The organism is Streptomyces sp. NPDC046909 (assembly GCF_040644695.1).
GTDB lineage: Bacteria > Actinomycetota > Actinomycetes > Streptomycetales > Streptomycetaceae > Streptomyces.
Genome location: NZ_JBEYXC010000007.1, coordinates 273,030 through 290,440, shown reverse-complemented (window position 1 = coordinate 290,440; position 17,411 = coordinate 273,030). Strand labels below are relative to the sequence as shown.

Annotated in this window: 15 protein-coding genes; 8 read left to right on the top strand and 7 right to left on the bottom strand. The window is 71.9% G+C overall.

Translation table 11 applies throughout. The annotated features are described in order from the left end of the window. Nucleotides 1-40: 40 nt before the first annotated feature. The 5 genes from ABZ928_RS24885 to ABZ928_RS24865 form a co-directional block, all read right to left on the bottom strand. The gene (locus tag ABZ928_RS24885; RefSeq protein ID WP_361522921.1) at nt 41-661 is read right to left on the bottom strand and encodes an ATP/GTP-binding protein; all 621 of its coding nucleotides are present in this window, start codon (nt 659-661) and stop codon (nt 41-43) included. After that, nucleotides 642-1,043, bottom strand: a complete 402-nt coding sequence (locus ABZ928_RS24880; RefSeq protein ID WP_361522919.1) for a DUF742 domain-containing protein — start codon at nt 1,041-1,043, stop codon at nt 642-644. Before ABZ928_RS24880 ends, ABZ928_RS24885 begins: the two co-directional genes overlap by 20 nt. Further along, on the bottom strand, nt 1,040-1,447 hold the full coding sequence (locus tag ABZ928_RS24875) for a roadblock/LC7 domain-containing protein (RefSeq protein WP_046261836.1): 408 nt from the start codon (nt 1,445-1,447) through the stop codon (nt 1,040-1,042). The genes ABZ928_RS24880 and ABZ928_RS24875 overlap by 4 nt, the downstream gene beginning before the upstream one ends. After that, nucleotides 1,444-3,030 (bottom strand): ATP-binding protein, encoded by a 1,587-nt coding sequence (locus tag ABZ928_RS24870; RefSeq protein WP_361522916.1) that lies wholly within the window; start codon nt 3,028-3,030, stop codon nt 1,444-1,446. Before ABZ928_RS24870 ends, ABZ928_RS24875 begins: the two co-directional genes overlap by 4 nt. 296 nt (nt 3,031-3,326) lie before the next feature. After that, a complete protein-coding gene (locus ABZ928_RS24865) occupies nt 3,327-3,953 on the bottom strand; it encodes a helix-turn-helix domain-containing protein (protein ID WP_361522913.1) in 627 nt (208 codons plus the stop codon). 166 nt (nt 3,954-4,119) lie between these two features. Here ABZ928_RS24865 and ABZ928_RS24860 point away from each other — a divergent pair, with 166 nt between their 5' ends. The 6 genes from ABZ928_RS24860 to ABZ928_RS24835 all read left to right on the top strand — a co-directional run bounded on the left by ABZ928_RS24860 (nt 4,120) and on the right by ABZ928_RS24835 (nt 13,881). Further along, a complete protein-coding gene (locus ABZ928_RS24860) occupies nt 4,120-4,944 on the top strand; it encodes an urea amidolyase associated protein UAAP1 (protein WP_361522910.1) in 825 nt (274 codons plus the stop codon). Next, complete coding sequence (locus ABZ928_RS24855; protein WP_361522907.1) at nt 4,941-5,564, top strand: urea amidolyase associated protein UAAP2; 624 nt, start codon at nt 4,941-4,943, stop codon at nt 5,562-5,564. Before ABZ928_RS24860 ends, ABZ928_RS24855 begins: the two co-directional genes overlap by 4 nt. Further along, entirely contained in the window at nt 5,561-9,079 is a 3,519-nt protein-coding gene (locus ABZ928_RS24850) for a 5-oxoprolinase/urea amidolyase family protein (protein ID WP_361522904.1), read from the top strand. Before ABZ928_RS24855 ends, ABZ928_RS24850 begins: the two co-directional genes overlap by 4 nt. Before the next feature lie 11 nt (nt 9,080-9,090). After that, entirely contained in the window at nt 9,091-10,746 is a 1,656-nt protein-coding gene (atzF, locus tag ABZ928_RS24845) for an allophanate hydrolase (RefSeq protein ID WP_361522901.1), read from the top strand. 89 nt (nt 10,747-10,835) lie between these two features. Continuing rightward, a complete protein-coding gene (locus ABZ928_RS24840; protein WP_361522898.1) occupies nt 10,836-13,151 on the top strand; it encodes an MMPL family transporter in 2,316 nt (771 codons plus the stop codon). A 118-nt stretch (nt 13,152-13,269) separates the two neighbouring features. Continuing rightward, on the top strand, nt 13,270-13,881 hold the full coding sequence (locus tag ABZ928_RS24835; protein ID WP_361522895.1) for a response regulator transcription factor: 612 nt from the start codon (nt 13,270-13,272) through the stop codon (nt 13,879-13,881). Between the two features lie 142 nt (nt 13,882-14,023). Here the strand turns inward: ABZ928_RS24835 and ABZ928_RS24830 are convergent, their stop codons facing one another. Further along, nucleotides 14,024-15,145 (bottom strand): histidine kinase, encoded by a 1,122-nt coding sequence (locus tag ABZ928_RS24830; protein ID WP_361522892.1) that lies wholly within the window; start codon nt 15,143-15,145, stop codon nt 14,024-14,026. Between the two features lie 200 nt (nt 15,146-15,345). On the opposite strand from ABZ928_RS24830, the gene ABZ928_RS24825 reads away from it, so the two are divergent. Together ABZ928_RS24825 and ABZ928_RS24820 are read left to right on the top strand one after the other, a co-directional pair. Next, the gene (locus ABZ928_RS24825) at nt 15,346-16,170 is read left to right on the top strand and encodes an AfsR/SARP family transcriptional regulator (RefSeq protein ID WP_361522889.1); all 825 of its coding nucleotides are present in this window, start codon (nt 15,346-15,348) and stop codon (nt 16,168-16,170) included. After that, nucleotides 16,167-16,940 (top strand): alpha/beta fold hydrolase, encoded by a 774-nt coding sequence (locus tag ABZ928_RS24820; protein ID WP_361522887.1) that lies wholly within the window; start codon nt 16,167-16,169, stop codon nt 16,938-16,940. Before ABZ928_RS24825 ends, ABZ928_RS24820 begins: the two co-directional genes overlap by 4 nt. On the opposite strand, the gene ABZ928_RS24815 is transcribed toward ABZ928_RS24820, so the two are convergent. Beyond that, complete coding sequence (locus tag ABZ928_RS24815; protein WP_361522884.1) at nt 16,885-17,400, bottom strand: MFS transporter; 516 nt, start codon at nt 17,398-17,400, stop codon at nt 16,885-16,887. The two genes, ABZ928_RS24820 and ABZ928_RS24815, sit on opposite strands and share 56 nt — an antisense overlap. Nucleotides 17,401-17,411: the final 11 nt, after the last annotated feature.

The window sequence follows — 17,411 nt, the reverse complement described above, 5'->3', positions numbered from 1 at the left end:
GCGGTTGCAGGGGAGTCGAGGTCGGGTGGGCTCGCGGGGATCAGGTGAGCTGGCCCGTCAGCGCGAGCGAGTGCAGGAAGCGCATCAGGGTCATCAGGGTGTCGCGGCTGGAGGCCCGGCGGCGCGCGTCACATTCCACGATGGGGATCTCCTCGGACAGGTCGAGCGCGCCGCGCAGGTCCGCGATGGGATAACGGGGCCCGTCCGGGAAGGAGTTGATGGCGACGATGAAGGGCACGCCGCGCTCCTCCAGTCGTCCTATGACGTCGAAGCTGACTTCGAGACGGCGGGTGTCGACCAGCACCACCGCGCCGAGCGCGCCCTCGAACAGGCCGTTCCACAGGAACCAGAAGCGTTGCTGGCCCGGGGTGCCGAACAGGTACAGGACGAGCTGGTCGGTGATGCTGATGCGGCCGAAGTCCATGGCCACCGTGGTGGCGGTCTTGGTCTCGGAGCCGTAGTTGTCGTCGACCCCGATGCCGGCCTGCGTCATGGTCTCCTCGGTGGTCAGCGGCCTGATCTCGCTGACCGAACCGACCATGGTCGTCTTGCCGACTCCGAAGCCGCCCACGATCACGATCTTCACCGCGGCCTGGGCCGTGTGCGGCAGTTGATCCTCTCTGCGTGGTCCGGGGATGGTGTCAGAGCCTTTGAAGTCCATGCATCACCGCTTCGAGAAGGGAACGGTCGGGGAGCGCCTGGCGGACGATCGAGGCGCGCGCCTGCACCAGTTCGGCCGTCAGCATCTCGGCGAGCAGGACGGTCATCACACTGAACGGCAGGCTCAGATAGGCCGAGAGCTCGGCGACCGAGATCGGGGCCGCGCTGAGCCGCAGGATCGCCGTCTGCTCGGGCGTCGCGGAGGGCGGCGGGTCGGCGCGCGCCACGATTAACGCGACCAGGTCGAGGTCGGCCCGCTCGCCCTCCGGTCCGGCGACCACGTAGAGGCGTTCCGGGGGGCGTTTGCCGGTGCCCTCGCCCGCGGGTTTCGGGGGCGGTTCTTCCTTGATGGGAAAACGCCGCCGGCGTTGCGGAGGAGTCATACGGTCTGCCCGTTCCGCCGGGGCGGACTGGTGAGATGGGCGCCGATTCTGACGACGAGGTCGCGCATGCGGTTGCTCATCAGGCCGGGCTCGGCCACCACGTCGGACAGGACCGCGAGATAGGCGTTGGCTCCTGCGGCCATCAGATAGAAGTAGCCGCCGTTGATCTCGATGATGACCATCTTCATCCGGCCGTCGCTGTCCGGGATCTCGTGGGCGACGGCATGGGCGAGGCTCTGGAGCCCCGCGCAGGCCGCGGCGACACGGTCGGCGGCGTCCGGGTCGCCGCCGTAGCGCGCGATGCGCAGGCCGTCGGCGGAGAGCACCACGATCATCTCGATGCCCGGTACCCCGTCGGCGAGATCCTTGAGCATCCAGTCGAAGTTGGCGCGCTGCTGGATCACGTGTGGTCCCTCTCGTCGTCGGCCTCGATGCGGGCCGGCTCGGTGGTCTGCTGGGTGGGGGGTGCGGCCGGGTCGGGGGCGCCCTTGAGGCCGTTCCAGAAGGCCTCGACCCACAGTCCGGGCTCGGGTTCCTTCTTCTCGGGCTCGGGAGCGGGGGCGGGCGTCGACCAGATGGTCGGCCTGCCCTCCCGCTCGGCCCTCTCGATGGCGGCCTGTTCGGCGTACCGCTGGGCGAGCGAGGTCTTGACCCGGCTGCGGCGCTGCGGCAGCCCGCCCGCGGTCCACTCGGTGACCTCGGGGACGTCGTCCTCCATGGAGACACCGGCGGGGATGCGCGGGCTGGTGGGGCGGCGCTTCTTGGGTGCGCGCTTGGGACCTTCGAGCGCACCTTCGGTCTTGGGCACGGCGGCGGCGCCGATGCCGTGCGCGAGTCCGGGGGCGGGCTCGCTGGTCATCATCTCGCGCGGCACGATGAGGACGGCGCGGACACCGCCGTACGCCGAGGAGCGCAGCGAGACCTGCATGTTGTACTGCGTGCACAGGCGGCCGACGACGGCCAGGCCCAGGCGTGGGGAGTCGCCGAGGTCCTGGAGGTCGACGCCGGCCTTGGCCCGCTCCAGCATGCCCTCGGCCTTGTTGCGGGCCTCCTCGCTGAAGCTGACGCCGGCGTCCTCGATCTCGACGGCGACGCCGGTCTGCACCTCGGTCGCGGTGACGTGGACCTTGGTCTGCGGCGGCGAGTAGCGGGTGGCGTTGTCCAGGAGTTCCGCGACCGCGTGGATGACCGGTTCGACGGAGATGCCGCGGATGTTGACCTGGGCGATGGAGTCCAGCTTGATGCGGCGGTACTCCAGGATGCGGGACATGCCGCCGCGCAGGACGCTGTACAGCGGGACGGGGTCGGGCCACTGGCGGCCGGGGCGGCCGCCGCCGAGCACGGAGATGGAGTCGGCGAGTCGGCCGATCAGGGCGGTGCCGTGGTCGATGCGCAGCAGGTCGTCGAAGACCTCGGGGTTGCGCCCGTGGTCCTCCTCCATCTCTCGGAGTTCCTTGTTCTGCTGGTGGACGATGGCCTGGACGCGGCGGGCGATGGAGACGAAGGAGCGCGAGGCGGAGTCGCGGAGGGCTTCCTCGCGGTCGATGATCTCCAGGACCGTCCTGATCAGGATGATCTGGGACTCGGGGAGTTCGCGGTAGGACGGGTCGATGTCGCCGAGTTGGCGAATCACCTCACCGGGCGAATTTCCGGATCGCAACCGGTAGATCGCGGCGGGGGTGATCTCCTTCGCGAGGCGGAGCATCTCCTGCTCGTGGGAGGCGACCCGGCGCTTCAGATACGCAGTGTCACGGGCGTGTTCGGCCCGCAGGCCGCGCAGGGCCCGGCCGCGGCGCACCACTTCGGAAGCCGTCGCGAGCACCAGGAGCGTGGCGACGGAGCCGCACCAGGCGACGGCCGTGCGGGCCGGTTCCTGGACCACGGCGGCTGCGGCTCCGGTGGCCGCGGCCATCACTATCGCGGGGAGCAACAGCACGCGCGCGTAGGGAAGTTCACGGCGTACGGGTGGGGATTGAACACTCACCATGTAAGGCCCTCGGAAACAAATCGGCTTGGATGCGCATACATAGGGAACAAGCGCACGAATACATCTCAACTCGGTGCGCTGCGGGCGAGCTTAGTCCGACCGGATCATCGCCGTGTCATATTCCGCAAGCGCCTGAAATGGGGCGCGGACAAGGAGTACTCTCTGCTCCATTTGCACGCTGCGACAACGCTCGCACACGGTGCGTCACGGTGTACAGGCATACGAAGAACACTCACCGTGACGAGTGAATGCCGGGTTCCCGGCCGGATCCCGGCCGACCCCCGGCCGGCTCCCCGCTAGATCCCGGCGATGCGCAGAGCCGCGTCCGCGGTGGCTTCCGCAAACACCGACACCGGGCGCTCGGGGTCGGAGCGGTGGACGAGGATGACGCCCTCGATCAGCCCGAACACCAGGTCCGTACGGAGATCGAGCTCGCTCTTGGCGAGGGCGCCGCCGGCGCCGGTGGCGGCGAGCAACTGCCGGTAGGCGTCCTTGAGTTCGGCGCGCACCGCGCGGAAGCCGGCGAACCGCTCGGCGCGCACCTCGGGCAGCAGATAGAGGCCGCCGAGGTTGTGCGGGCCGCCGCACAGCAGCTCCACGTCGGCGCGGCACAGCTCCCACAGCCGGTCCTCGGCCGGGACCGTGTCGTCGGCGAGGAGTTCACGGGCGTAGCCGAGGGACGGGGTGACCGTGGACTCCAGGAGCTGCGCGAGGAGTTCTTCCTTGCCGGAGACGTAGTGGTACATGGAGGCCTGGCGCATGCCCGCGCGTTCGGCGACGGCGCGGGTGGTGGTGGCCGCGTAGCCGCGGGTGGTGAACAACTCGGCGGCGGCCGCGAGCAGTTCGTCGCGCGGTTCGAGCCCGCTGTCCGGCCGCTGCGCGGCGCGCGGGCGGCCGACCCGCCGTCCACCTGTCGTTCCCATACGCCGATCCTCGCACAGGGGGTCGTCCGGTGATCTTCGAGAGCGCCCGGGCTGCGCGGGTGAGGGCTCGGTAACCGGCCCGCAACACCCGGGCAACCCCCATGAACCACCCCGCTCCTAATTTCTGTCGCACGACAGAAATACCACCGGAGCCGGAGGTCCCGCGATGGCGACAGAGACCACGTACGGAGCCCGCGATCACGCCCGGGCCCAGGAGGGGGCGCGCGCCGAGGCCATGCCCGTCGTCCCGGCGGCCGACTGGCCGGAGCCACCGTGCGCGGCGGGCCATCTGGTGTGGGCGGAGACGGTGGCCGGCGGCAACTACACGCACCGCGTGCTGGCCCGCGGCACCGAGCTGCGTCTGACCGATCTGCGCGGCGACGCCTGCGCCCACCTGCTGCTGTACGCGGCCGACCGGCCCTGGGAGCGGCTGAACGCGGCCGACACGGTCAAGGTCCAGTGGAACGCCTACCTCGGCGAGGGCGTGCTGCTCCTGTCCGACCAGGGCCGCGTCCTCGCCTCGGTCACGGCGGACACCTCGGGCCGCCATGACGCCCTGTGCGGCACCTCCACCCTCGTACGGAACACCGAGCGGTACGGCGACGGCACCCCGCAGTCCCCCTCCCCCGCCGGGCGGGAGCTGTTCAAGCTGGCGGCCGCGAAGAACGGCCTCGAACCGCGCGATCTGCCGCCGTCGCTCTCCTTCTTCCAGGGCGTACGGATCACCGAGGACGGCACCGTCGACTTCACCGGTTCGGCGGGACCGGGCGGGAGCGTGACGCTGCGGACCGAGCAGGACGTCACCGTGCTCATCGCGAATGTCCCGCACCCCGCCGACCCGCGCCTCGACTACGTCAGCACCCCGCTGGAGGTGCTCGCCTGGCGGGCCGCCCCGACCGGGCCGGGCGATCCGCTGTGGGACGCCACTCCGGAAGGCCGCCGCGCCTTCCTCAACACCGCCGAATTCCTTGCCGCGAGGGGGCTCGCATGACGTCCGTGGATCCTTCGAAGACCGTGAAGGCCGTCGTACCCGCCCGCGCCGCCTGGTCGTCCGTCATCAGGACCGGCGAGACGCTCACCATCACCGACCTGCACGGCAACCAGGCCGTCGACTTCCTCGTGTACGACGCCCACGACACGTCCGTCCGCTACAGCGCGCCGGACACGATTCACGCCCAGGGCGGCATCTTCCTCACCACGGGCAGTGTGCTGATGTCCAACGAGCACACCCCGCTGATGACGGTCGTCGCCGACGAGGTGGGCCGCCACGACACCGTCGGCGGCGCCTGCTCCAAGGAGTCCAACACCCTCCGCTACGGCCACCACACGTGGTCGCAGCACGCGTGCGTGGACAACTTCCTGGCGGAGGGGGCCCGTTACGGCCTCGGCAAGCGCGACCTGGTCTCCAACATCAACTGGTACATGAACGTGCCGGTCGAGAAGGACGGCACCCTGGGCATCGTCGACGGCATCTCGGCACCGGGCCTGAAGCTGACCCTGCGCGCCGAGCGCGACGTCCTCGTCCTCGTCTCCAACTGCCCGCAGATCAACAACCCTTGCAACGGCTTCGAGCCCACCGCGGTGGAGATGACGATCGGGGCCGCCGAATGAGCTTCGACACGCTGCTGGTCGCGAACCGGGGTGAGATCGCGGTCCGGATCATCCGTACGGCCCGGGAGTTGGGCCTGCGCACGGTCGCCGTGTACTCCGATCCCGACCGCTCGGCACCCCACGTCCGGCTCGCGGACACGGCGGTACGGCTGGGACCCGCGCCCGCCAAGGAGTCGTATCTCGACGCCGACCTGGTCCTGAGGGCGGCGAAGGACACCGGCGCGGGCGCCATTCACCCCGGGTACGGCTTCCTCTCGGAGGACGCCGACTTCGCGCGCCGCTGTGAGGAGGCCGGGATCGTGTTCGTGGGCCCGACGCCGGAGCAGCTGGAGCTGTTCGGCGCCAAGCACACGGCGCGGGCGGCGGCCGAGGCGGCGGGGGTGCCGTTGGCGCCGGGGACAGGCCTGTTGGGGTCTTTGACGGAGGCCCTCGCGCGGGCCGAGGTCATCGGCTATCCCGTCATGCTGAAGGCGACCGGCGGTGGCGGCGGTATCGGCATGTCGGCATGTCGCTCCGCCGCTGAACTGACGGACGCCTGGGACCGCGTGCAGCGCGTCGCCGCCGCCTCGTTCTCCTCGGCGGGTGTCTTCCTGGAGCGGCTCGTCGAGCACGCGCGCCATGTCGAGGTGCAGGTCTTCGGGGACGGGGAGGGCCGGGTCGTCACCTTCGGCGACCGGGACTGCTCCCTCCAGCGCCGCAACCAGAAGGTGCTGGAGGAGGCACCGGCACCGGGCCTCCCGGACCGGGTGCGCGACCAACTCGCCTCCTCGGCCGGCGATCTGTGCGCCTCGGTCGGCTACCGCTCCGCGGGGACCGTCGAGTTCGTCTACGACGCCGCCCGCGAGGAGGCGTACTTCCTGGAGGTCAACACCCGTCTCCAGGTGGAACATCCGGTCACCGAGGAGATCTACGGCGTCGATCTGGTCGCCTGGATGCTGCGGCTGGCCCGCGGCGAGCGCGACGTCGTCCGCGATCCCGGCACCCCGCGCGGACACGCCGTCGAGGCCCGGATCTACGCCGAGGACCCGTCCCGTGAACACCGGCCCAGCGCGGGTCTGTTGACGCGGGTCGAGTTCCCGCCGGGGGTGCGCGTCGACGGCTGGGTGGAGACCGGGACCGAGGTGACGACGTCGTACGACCCGATGCTCGCGAAGGTCATCGCGTACGGCTCGGACCGCGCCCACGCGCTCCACCGGCTCGACGAGGCGCTGGCCCGCACTCGTGTCGACGGCATCGAGACCAACCTGGGGCTGGTCCGGGCGGCGCTCGCGAAGCAAAGCTTCGCCGGGGCGGCCCACTCGACGGCCACGCTCGCCGAGGTGCACGACCCCACGCCGCGTATCGAGGTGGTGTCCGGCGGCACGCTCACGACCGTGCAGGACTGGCCGGGGCGTACGGGCTACTGGCAGGTCGGGGTGCCGCCGTGCGGTCCGATGGACGATCTGTCGTTCCGGCTCGGCAACAAGGCGCTCGGCAACCACGAGGGGGCGGCGGGGCTCGAATGCACCCTCCAGGGACCGTCGTTGAGGTTCACGCACGCCACGACCGTGTGTGTGACGGGAGCGCCCGCCCCCGTCACCGTGGACGGTGTCCCGGTCGCTCAGTGGGAGCCGGTGACCGTGCCGGCGGGCGGCCTGCTGGAGATCGGCGCTCCCGCCGAACACGGCCTGCGCACCTACCTGTTGCTCGCCGGAGGCCTCGACGTCCCCGCCTTCCTCGGCAGCGCGAGCACCTTCACGCTGGGCCGGTTCGGCGGACACGGCGGCCGGGCCCTGCGGACGGGGGACGTGCTGCACGGGGGCACCCGGGCCGAGGGGACCCCGGTCGCGGACCGGCCCTCCTTCGGGGCGACCTGGCACATCGCCGCCGTCGAAGGCCCCCATGCCGCACCGGAGTTCTTCACCGAGGAGGACATCCGCGACTTCTACGCCGCCGACTGGAAGGTCCACTTCAACTCGGCCCGCACCGGCGTCCGCCTGGTCGGCCCGAAGCCCCGCTGGGCGCGCAGCGACGGCGGCGAGGCCGGCCTGCACCCCTCCAACATCCACGACACCCCGTACTCCGTCGGCGCGGTGGACTACACGGGCGACATGCCGGTGCTGCTGGGCCCGGACGGCCCCTCGCTGGGCGGGTTCGTCTGCCCGGCGACGGTGATCAGCGGAGAGCGCTGGAAGCTGGGCCAGCTGCGGCCCGGCGACACCGTGCGGTTCGTCCCGGTGGACACCGACGGCACGCCCCGCCCGGCCATCGTCGACGGCGGCATCCTCGCCTGCGACGGCGATGTCACCTACCGCCGCAGCGGCGACGACAACCTGCTGGTCGAGTTCGGCCCCATGCAACTCGATCTCGCCCTGCGCATGCGGGTCCACGCCCTGATGGAAGCGGTGACCGACGCCTGCCTGGACGGAATCACCGACCTCACCCCCGGGATCCGCTCCCTCCAGATCCAGACGGACCCGCGGCGGCTGCCACAGGGCGAACTCCTGGGCACGGTAAGGGAGATCGTCGCGGCCCTGCCCCCGAGCGACGAGCTCGTCGTCCCCTCCCGGACCGTCCATCTCCCCCTCTCCTGGGACGACCCGGCGACCCGCGAGGCCATCGCCCGCTACATGGCGGGGGTCCGGGACGACGCGCCCTGGTGCCCGTGGAACATCGAGTTCATCCGCCGGGTCAACGGGCTGGAGTCGGTGAACGACGTCTACGCCACGGTCTTCGACGCGGAGTACCTCGTACTCGGCCTGGGAGACGTGTACTTGGGCGCCCCTGTGGCCACCCCCCTAGACCCGCGGCACCGCCTCGTCACGACCAAGTACAACCCGGCCCGCACCTGGACCGCCGAGAACTCCGTCGGCATCGGCGGCGCCTACCTGTGCATCTACGGCATGGAGGGGCCCGGCGGCTACCAGTTCGTGGGCCGTACGACGCAGGTGTGGTCGGGGTGGCAGCAGCGCGGCGCGTTCGAGGCGGGCGCGCCGTGGCTGCTCAGGTTCTTCGACCGGATCAAGTGGTATCCGGTGGACGCCGACGAACTCCTCGACCTCCGGGCCGACATCACCTCCGGGCGGTTCGTGCCGCGCATCGAGGAGGGGACGTTCTCGCTCGCCGAGTACCAGGCGTTCCTCGCCGAGAACGCCGAGTCCATAGGGGAGTTCAAGGCCCGGCAGCAGGCGGCCTTCGCCGCGGAACGGGACGCCTGGGAGGCGGCGGGCGAGTTCGCGCGCGCGGAGGCGGTCTCGGCTCCGGCGGCCGCTCCGGCCTCCGTGGAGGTCCCCGAGGGAGGCCGGCTTGTCGAGGCCGAGTTCGCCGCCTCCGTATGGCAGGTGAACGTCGAGCCGGGTGACGAGGTGACCGCCGGTCAGCCGTTGCTCGCGCTGGAGGCGATGAAGATGGAGTCCAGGGTGCACGCGCCGATGGCCGGTGTGGTGACGCGGATCCTGGCGAGGCCGGGCGACCAGGTGGAGGCGGGGACGGCGTTGGTCGTTCTCGCGCCCGTTGACCGCACGTCCGTGAACTGAGAGAGGTGCACATGCTGTCGAGAATCCGTGCCGCCTACGCGCGCATCGAGGCCGTGGCCCGCCCCGAGATCTGGATCGACCTGCGCCCGCGGGACGAGGTCGAGGCGGAGGCGCGTGCGGTGGCGGCGCGCGTGGCCGCCGGTGAGCACCTCCCCCTCGCCGGGCGCCTCCTCGCCGTCAAGGGCAACATCGACGTCGCCGGGCTGCCCACGACCGCGGGGTGCCCGGCGTACGCCTACCGCCCCGAGGCCGACGCCCCGGCCGTGGCGCGGCTGCGGGCGGCGGGCGCGATCGTCCTGGGCACCACGAACCTGGACCAGTTCGCCACCGGCCTGGTCGGCACCCGCTCCCCCCACGGCGCCGTACGCAACGCCCACGACCCGGCCCGCATCAGCGGCGGCTCCAGCTCCGGCTCGGCCGTCGCGGTGGCACTCGGCATCGTCGACCTCGCCCTGGGCACCGACACCGCGGGCTCCGGACGGGTACCGGCCGCCTTCAACGGCATCGTCGGCCTCAAGCCCACCCGCGGCCTGGTACCGACGGCCGGGGTCGTCCCGGCCTGCGCCTCGATCGACTGCGTGACGGTCTTCGCCCGCACCCTCCCAGAGGCCGAGCAGGCCTTGTCCCACATGTCGTCCGGCACACTCCCCGCCCTCCCGGGCCGCCCGCCCGGCCCCTGGCGGATCGCGGTGCCGGCGCGGGAGCAGCTCGGCGAGCTGGACGAGGGCTGGGCGGAGGCGTACGAGGCGGCGATCGCGCGGCTTGCGGCGGCGGGCGCGTCGGTGCGCGAGATCGACCTCACGCCCTTCACCGAGGCCGCGGCGATGCTGTACGAGGGCGCGTTCGTCGCCGAGCGGTACACGGCAGTGGGGAGCTTTGTCGATAAGTTGATCGAAGAAGGCAGTCCGGGTCTCGACCCCACCGTCGCCGGAATCATCACCCGAGCCCGTGACATCCCGGCCCATCAGCTCTACGCCGACCAGGAGCGCCTGGCCGCCCTGCGCACCCGCGCCGAGGCCGAACTCGCCGACGCGGACGCCCTGTTGCTGCCCACCACACCAGGCCACCCCACCCTCGCGGAGGTAGCCGCCGACCCCCTGGGCGCCAACGCCCGCCTGGGCCGGTTCACCAACTCCACGAACCTCTTCGACCTGGCGGCGGTCGCCGTCCCCGCGGGCGAGGTGAACGGCCTGCCGTTCGGCGTGATGCTGATCGGCCCGGCGTTCACGGACGAACGGCTGGCGCGGATCGCGGGCCTGCTCCAGCCGGAGACACGGCTGGCGGTGGTGGGCGCCCACCTGTCCGGCCAGCCACTCAACCCTCAACTCCTCGCCCTGGGCGCCCGCCTGGACCGCACGACCACAACGGCCCCCGTCTACCGCCTCCACGCCCTGCGCACGACCCCGCCGAAGCCGGGCCTGGTGCATGTCGGCGAGGGCGGAGCCGCGATCGAGGCGGAGGTGTGGCGCCTCCCTGCGGAGGGGCTGGGCCGTCTGCTGGCGGCGCTGCCCCGGCCGATGGCGCTGGGGAGTGTGGAGCTGGCGGACGGCGAGCGCGTCCCCGGCTTCCTGTGCGAGCCCGCCGCGCTCGTGGACGCCGAGGACATCACGTCGTACGGCGGCTGGCGGGCGTATCTGCAGGACGATCCTGCTCCGCAACAGCCTTGATGGATGCCCCCCAACGGAACCGCAATCGGCGCTTAAGCCCCGCCCGTCACCATCGGGTCCCCGTCAGCGACTCGGGAGGGGACGGACCGATGGCAGAGCGGCCCACTGGTCGGACGCAACCGCGAGCGCGTGACGGGGGTGGGGGGTACTGGGGCCGGGCCGTGACGGCTCGGCCCCGACTGCTGCTCCTGCTCGTCCTGGCTCTCACCGCCGCTGCCGCCGTGCTCGGCGGCGGCGCGGCGGACCGGATGAGCAGCGGCGGATCGCAGATCCCGGGGGCGGAGTCGACGTACGCCACACGGGTGTTGGAGGAGCAGCGGCCCGCCTCGCAGCCGAATCTGCTGCTGATGGTCTCGGCGCGGGAGGGTGACGTCGACGGGCCGCAAGTGACCGCCGATGCGAAGGAGTTGTCGGCGCGGCTCGGGGCCGAGAAATCGGTCGGCGGTGTCGTCTCGTACTGGGACGACAGGGAGCGGGGGCTGCGGGCGAAGGACGGCGGCGAGGCGTTGATCACCGCGCGGATCGCCGGTGACGAGGACGCGGTGGACGCCGTGCTGGAGCACATCCTGCCCTCGTACGAGGGGCGGCACGGGGCGGTGGAGGCACGGGTCGGCGGTCCGGCGGCTGTGCGGCACGCCTCGCAGGAGGTGATCGAGGAGGACCTGATCCGGGCGGAGATGATCGCCCTGCCGGTCACCCTCGTGCTGCTGGTGCTGGTCTTCGGCAGTGTCGTGGCCGCGCTGCTGCCGCTGCTCGTCGGGATCATGGCGATCCTGGGTACCAATGCCGTGCTGCGGGTGCTCACCGAGTTCACCGAGGTGTCGGTCTACGCCCAGAACCTCACCACCGCGCTCGGCCTCGGACTCGCCATCGACTACGCCCTGTTCATCGTGCGGCGCCATCGCGAGGAGGTCGCGACGGGCGCCGATCCGCGCACGGCGGTGGTGACGACGCTGCGGACCGCCGGGCGCACGGTGCTGTTCTCGGCGCTGACGGTCGCGGTGTCGCTGGCGTCGATGTTCGCCTTCGAGCAGTACTTCCTGCGGTCGTTCGCGTACGCCGGGATCGCGGTGGTCCTCATCGCGGCGGCGGCCTCGCTGATCGCGCTGCCCGCGCTGCTGGTGCTGCTGGGGCGGCGGGTCGACGCTCTCGACGCACGGAAGCTGCTGCCGCGGCGCGTCAAGGAGCGCCGGCGGGAGCCGGGAGCGGGCTGGGCGGCGCTCGCCCGGCTGGTGATGCGCCGGGCGCCGGTCTTCGCGATCGGCACGGTGGCGGTGCTCGTCGCACTCGGACTGCCCTTCAAGGACGTGCAGTTCGGCACGGCCGACGACCGGCAGCTCCCCGCCTCCACGACCGCACACGTGGTCCAGCAGGAGATCCGGGAGGAGTTCCCCGGCAGTCCCGGCAGTGCGCTCGCGGTCCTGGCGGAGGGCGACCGGGTCTCGGCGGGAACGCTCGCCGACTTCAGCCGCACGGTGTCCCGACTGCCGGACGTGGTACGGGTTTCCGGCCCCGGCGGGCTGTACGTGGACGGCGCCCGGGTCCGTGCGGCCACACCCGCCGAGGCGGCTCAGGCGAGTGGCGGCACAGGGTATGTGACGGTGCTGCCCAAGAGCGAGGCCACCTCGGCGTCTTCACTCGATCTGGTGACTGACATTCGGTCAATTCCCGTGCCGTTCAAGGCTTCTGTTACAGGCGCCGCCGCTGTCCTGGCCGACACCCAGCACGGCACCGCCGAACGGCTGCCCTGGGCGCTGGGCGCGATCGCGCTGACGACCCTGCTGCTGATCTTCCTGCTGACCGGCAGTCTGGTGCTGCCGTTGCTGGCGGTCCTGCTCAACGCGCTCAGTCTGACAGCCATGTTCGGGGCGGTGGTGTGGGTCTTCCAGGAGGGGCATCTGTCGGGGTTGCTCGGCTTCACCCCGACCGGGGACATCGAGACCGCGCTGCCGGTGCTGATGTTCTGCGTGGCCTTCGGACTCTCCATGGACTACGGGGTCTTCCTGGTCTCGCGGATCCAGGAGGAGTACGAGCGCTCGGGCGACCACCGCGCGGCTGTGGAGTTCGGCATCCGGCGCACCGGGGGGCTGATCACGGCGGCCGCGGTGATCCTGGGCTTCGTGATGGTGGCGATCGGCACCTCCCGGGTGACCAACATCAAGATGCTCGGCCTGGGGGTGGGGCTGGCCGTGCTGATGGACGCCATGGTCGTACGCAGTCTGCTGGTACCGGCGGTGCTGCGGCTGACGGGGCGCGCCACCTGGTGGGCGCCCGGTGTGCTCCGGCGCCTTCACCGTCGTATCGGAATCTCCGAATCGGAGCCCGCCGCTGTGTCTGCCGTGGTTCCCGAGGAGCGCGGAGCGGAGGAGTCGCTCATCGGTTCGCATTCGGCGGAGCGCGCCTAGCGGGGCGTATGGCTGCTTTGCGGTGGCCTTCACTCAGAGGAATCAGACCGGTCATATGGGGCAGTTAGACTCCCGGGCTCGCGGGGTAGTGCTGCCGTCCGGCCGACCTCTGGGGGGAATGTTGATTCGGATTCTGCTGGCGGAGGATGTGGGGATGGTTCGGGGCGCGTTGGTGGCGCTGCTGAATCTGGAACCCGATTTCGACGTCGTCGCGGAAGTGGCGGCGGGCGATGCCGTCGTGGGCGCGGCGCTGGCCGCCAGGCCGGATGTGGCGGTCATCGACATCCACCTTCCGAAGCTCGACGGCATCAGCGCCGCCGCCGAGCTCCGGGAGGCGCTGCCGGAGTGCCGCACCGTGATCATCACCAGCCTCGGCAAGCCGGGCACCCTGCGCCGGGCGCTGACCCAGAAGGTCACCGGGTTCGTCCTCAAGGACGCACCCGCGGGCCGGCTGGCCGAGGCGGTGCGGCAAGTCGCCGCCGGGGAGCGGGTGTTCGACAAAGAGTTGACTCTGGCCGCCCTGGACACCGGGGACAGCCCGCTCACGGACCGTGAGACGGAGATCCTGCGGCGCGCCTCGCGCGGTGCGGAGGCGACGGAGATCGCGGCCGGGCTCCATCTGTCCGTGGGGACGGTGCGGAACTATCTGACCTCGGTGGTCACCAAGTTGGGGGCGCGCAACCGGCTGGACGCGGTGCGGATCGCGGAGGACGCGGGGTGGCTGATGTGAGGGCACGCCGTCCGGGCGTGAATTCGGGGGAACGGCCTGGGACTTGAAGGGTGGCCAGGCGAACGCCGTCGAGCGTGGCGGCGACGCCTCCGCCACCCCTGGGAGACGCCTCGGCCACCCCCGCCGCGAACTCGGCCGCGTTTCAGGCCTCTTGAACGGCGGCCGGTGCCGACGGCGCCTCGGCGACCACGCGGTACCAGCCGCGCTCGTCGGTGCCCACGGTGAGCCGGCCACCGACGACCGCCAGCCGCTCGGCGAGGTTGCCGAGCCCGCCGCCTCCACCGCCGCCGCCCTGGCAGGAGTGCCCGGAGCTCTTCCGCACGCCGTCGTTCGACAGTGTGAAGCGGATGAATCCGTCCCCCTGGTCGCGCACCTCTATACGGCACTCGGTGGCCTTGCTGTGCCGGATCACATTGGTGACGCCCTCGCGCAGCACAGTCGCGAGCACGGTGCCCACCGGATCCGGCACCGCGCACCGCACATCGACACTGGCCCGGATGTCGGCGGCGGCGAGCAGCGAACGCGCGGACTCCGCCTCGACGGCGAAGGACAGTTCGCGATGGCCGCGGGCCACGGCACGCACATCACCGAGGGCCTGCTGGGCCACGTCCCGCGCACTGTCGAGCTCCGCCAGCGCACGGTCGGGCTCGCTGCGCACCAGCCGATGGGCGAGGTCGGTCTTGAGCGCGATCGCCGAGAGGCTGTAGCCGAGGAGATCGTGCAGATCCCGGGCGAAGCGGTTGCGCTCCTGCGCGACGGCCCGCCAGGCGAAGGGCTCCCGGGCGGCACGGGCGCGCACGAGGAGTTCGGCGAGCCGGGTCGTGCCGTACAGGGCGAGCCCCACGGCCGCCGTCGCGGCCCCGTCGAACGCCCAGTCCCGCCAGTCGAGTCGCAGGAGCGCACCGGTCGCACACGCGCCGCCGACGACGACCAGGCCGAGCAGGGGGCCGAGCGCGAGCATCAGTGATCCGGCGAGAAAGCCGAACATTCCGGGCCAGCTGAAGCCGGAGACGACGGGCGGGAGCAGCGCGAGGAGCGTCTGCGGCGCGAGGACCAGGGTGCCGAACCGCTCGCGCAGCCCCCTTGCCGCACAGACGAGTTGAAGCCCGCTCGCGCCGGCCAGACAGACCAGCGCGACCGCCGCGGCGCCCGCGTCGGGACGCCGGGCCACAATGCCCAGCACCCCGAGGACGAGGAACCCGCCCAGCACCGGAAGCAGCGCCCTGAAGGCGGCGAGTTCCGGCCGGTCAGCGGCATCCGACATCCACTCACCCCCCTGGTTCCGGATGCTAGGCGAGGCCGGGCCCGGTTCGACGCGAGCATCCGAACAACCACACAACGTGATGAATTCATGGACAGCTCGTGTCCCGAACACTTCTCCAGGTTCCCGTCAGACTGCCATCGTCTGTACAGCGGGACGTAAGCAGTGCATAAGCGGCAATCGAGTCCAGGGGGACGCGAGAAATGGAGATCGCCGTACTCGGACCGCTCGTGGCACGTCAGGAGCAGACCTCCGTCGTGCCGAGCGCAGCGAAACCACGACAGGCACTGGCACTGTTGGCACTCAACTCCGGCCGGGAGGTGAGCGTCCGCGCCCTGACCGACGAGCTGTGGGGGGACCGGCCACCGCGCAGCGCCGCCGCCACCCTGCACACCTACGTCAAGCAGCTCCGCCGTCTGATAGCGGCCGCGCTCGGTCCCGAACCGGCCCGCAGCCCGAGGGACGTCCTGCTGCGCCGCCACAGCGGCTACGTCCTGGAGGCACCTCGGGACGACACGGACGCCGCCCGCTTCGAACGGCTCGCCAGGAGGGGACGAGCCGCGCTGGAGACGGGCGACGCCGCCACGGCCTCGGCTCGCCTCGATGAGGCGCTACGGCTGTGGCGGGGCCCGGCGTTGGCCGATGTGACGCCGGGCCGGGTGCTGGAGGCGGAGGTCCTGCGCCTGGAGGAACTCCGCCTCACCGCCCTGGAGGACCGCATCGCCGCGGACCTCCGACTGGGCCGGCACGACGTCCTGCTGGGCGAGTTGACCGGCCTGACCGCCCGCTTCCCGCTGCACGAACGTCTGCACGGCCAGCTCATGGTGGCCCTGTGCCGCAGCGGCCGGACCTGGCAGGCGCTGGAGGTGTACGGGCGGTTGCGGGCGGCCTTCGTGGCGGACCTGGGCCTGGAGCCGTCACCGCAGCTGAGGCGGCTCCATCAGGCGGTGCTGGAGGGCGACCCGGCGCTGGAGCCGACGATGACCTCCGCGCCGGTCGTCCTCGCCGACCGCGGCACGCTCCGGTGAACGCCCCCTGCCGGCTCCTCTGCTTCCCGTACGCCGGGGCCGGCGGCTCGGTCTACGCCCGCTGGCAGCGCGGCCTCACGGAGCGGGGCTGTGCGGTGGAGGTGGTGCCGGTACGGCTGCCGGGCCGGGAGAGCCGCGCACGGGAGCCCCGGTTCACCGAACTCGACGCGCTGGTGCGGGCGTTGGACACCGAGCTGGACGACGTCCTGTCGCACCCCCACCTGATGTACGGCCACAGCATGGGCGCCCTGGTGGCCTACGCCCTCGCCCTGCGCCGCCAGTCCCGCGGCGCGCCCCTCCCCCGCGCCCTGCTCCTCGGCGCCCACCGCGCCCCGCACCTCCCGGCCCCGCACATCGCCGAGGCCGACGCCCCGGACCCCGAACTGGCCGCCGCCCTGGCCCGGTTGGGCGGTCTGCCCCCGCTGCTCCTGGACCACCCGGAGTGGCTCCGCGCGCTGCTGCCCGTGGTCCGGGACGACCTGAGGGTGTGCGCGGACGTGGACTCCGTACGGCCGGACGCGGTGCGGGTGCCGCTGCATCTGTTCGCCGGGGAGGACGACGCGTTGGTGCGGGTGGCGGAGGCGATCGCCTGGCGCCGGTTCGCGGGGCGGGGGTTCGAGGTGCGGACGGTGCCGGGCGGGCACTTCTTCCTGCGGTCGCACGAGGGGGCGGTGCTGGACGAGGTGGCCGCGCTGGTGCGGCGGTACGACCGTGTCATGCCGGACGCCGACGGGCCCCGCGCAGCAGTCCGAGCGTGGTCGTACCGCTGAGGACGGCGAGCGGTGCGTTCGCCCAGAACACCCAGCGCCATGAGGCGTCCGGCAGGGCCGAACCGAACAGGAGACCCACGCCGAGCCCTCCCAGGATCACGGCACCCCAGGCGGGCTGCACTCGCACCGGCATCAGCGTCAGCGCCACGGCGGTGAGTGCGGCGGCACCGGCACCCTGGACGGCCCGCAGGGCGAGGAAGGCGTCGGGCGTGGTGACGAGGTGGGCACCGATCGCGACGGACGACTGGACGAACATCCACAGCCCGGCGAGCAGCACGAGGAAGGGCCCGACGCGCCCGCACAACCACCGGAACGGCAGCAGGAGAACGCCGAGCGCGAGGACGTAGACGAGGACGGCCCAGGGCAGGGCGGTGGCAGAAACCCCCATGGCCGTCCGGAACCCCCGTCCGGCGGTCGCGACGCTGCTGCCGGCGAGGGCTACGACGAACTGGTTGAGCATGAGAGCAACGG

Bases quoted from the DNA above. Each gene is read 5' to 3' on its own strand.
- ABZ928_RS24885 (WP_361522921.1), bottom strand. From the start codon at position 661: ATGGACTTCAAAGGCTCTGACACCATCCCCGGACCACGCAGAGAGGAT.
- ABZ928_RS24880 (WP_361522919.1), bottom strand. From the start codon at position 1,043: ATGACTCCTCCGCAACGCCGGCGGCGTTTTCCCATCAAGGAAGAACCG.
- ABZ928_RS24870 (WP_361522916.1), bottom strand. From the start codon at position 3,030: ATGGTGAGTGTTCAATCCCCACCCGTACGCCGTGAACTTCCCTACGCG.
- ABZ928_RS24865 (WP_361522913.1), bottom strand. From the start codon at position 3,953: ATGGGAACGACAGGTGGACGGCGGGTCGGCCGCCCGCGCGCCGCGCAG.
- ABZ928_RS24860 (WP_361522910.1), top strand. From the start codon at position 4,120: ATGGCGACAGAGACCACGTACGGAGCCCGCGATCACGCCCGGGCCCAG.
- ABZ928_RS24855 (WP_361522907.1), top strand. From the start codon at position 4,941: ATGACGTCCGTGGATCCTTCGAAGACCGTGAAGGCCGTCGTACCCGCC.
- ABZ928_RS24850 (WP_361522904.1), top strand. From the start codon at position 5,561: ATGAGCTTCGACACGCTGCTGGTCGCGAACCGGGGTGAGATCGCGGTC.
- atzF (WP_361522901.1), top strand. From the start codon at position 9,091: ATGCTGTCGAGAATCCGTGCCGCCTACGCGCGCATCGAGGCCGTGGCC.
- ABZ928_RS24840 (WP_361522898.1), top strand. From the start codon at position 10,836: ATGGCAGAGCGGCCCACTGGTCGGACGCAACCGCGAGCGCGTGACGGG.
- ABZ928_RS24835 (WP_361522895.1), top strand. From the start codon at position 13,270: ATGTTGATTCGGATTCTGCTGGCGGAGGATGTGGGGATGGTTCGGGGC.
- ABZ928_RS24830 (WP_361522892.1), bottom strand. From the start codon at position 15,145: ATGTCGGATGCCGCTGACCGGCCGGAACTCGCCGCCTTCAGGGCGCTG.
- ABZ928_RS24825 (WP_361522889.1), top strand. From the start codon at position 15,346: ATGGAGATCGCCGTACTCGGACCGCTCGTGGCACGTCAGGAGCAGACC.
- ABZ928_RS24815 (WP_361522884.1), bottom strand. From the start codon at position 17,400: ATGCTCAACCAGTTCGTCGTAGCCCTCGCCGGCAGCAGCGTCGCGACC.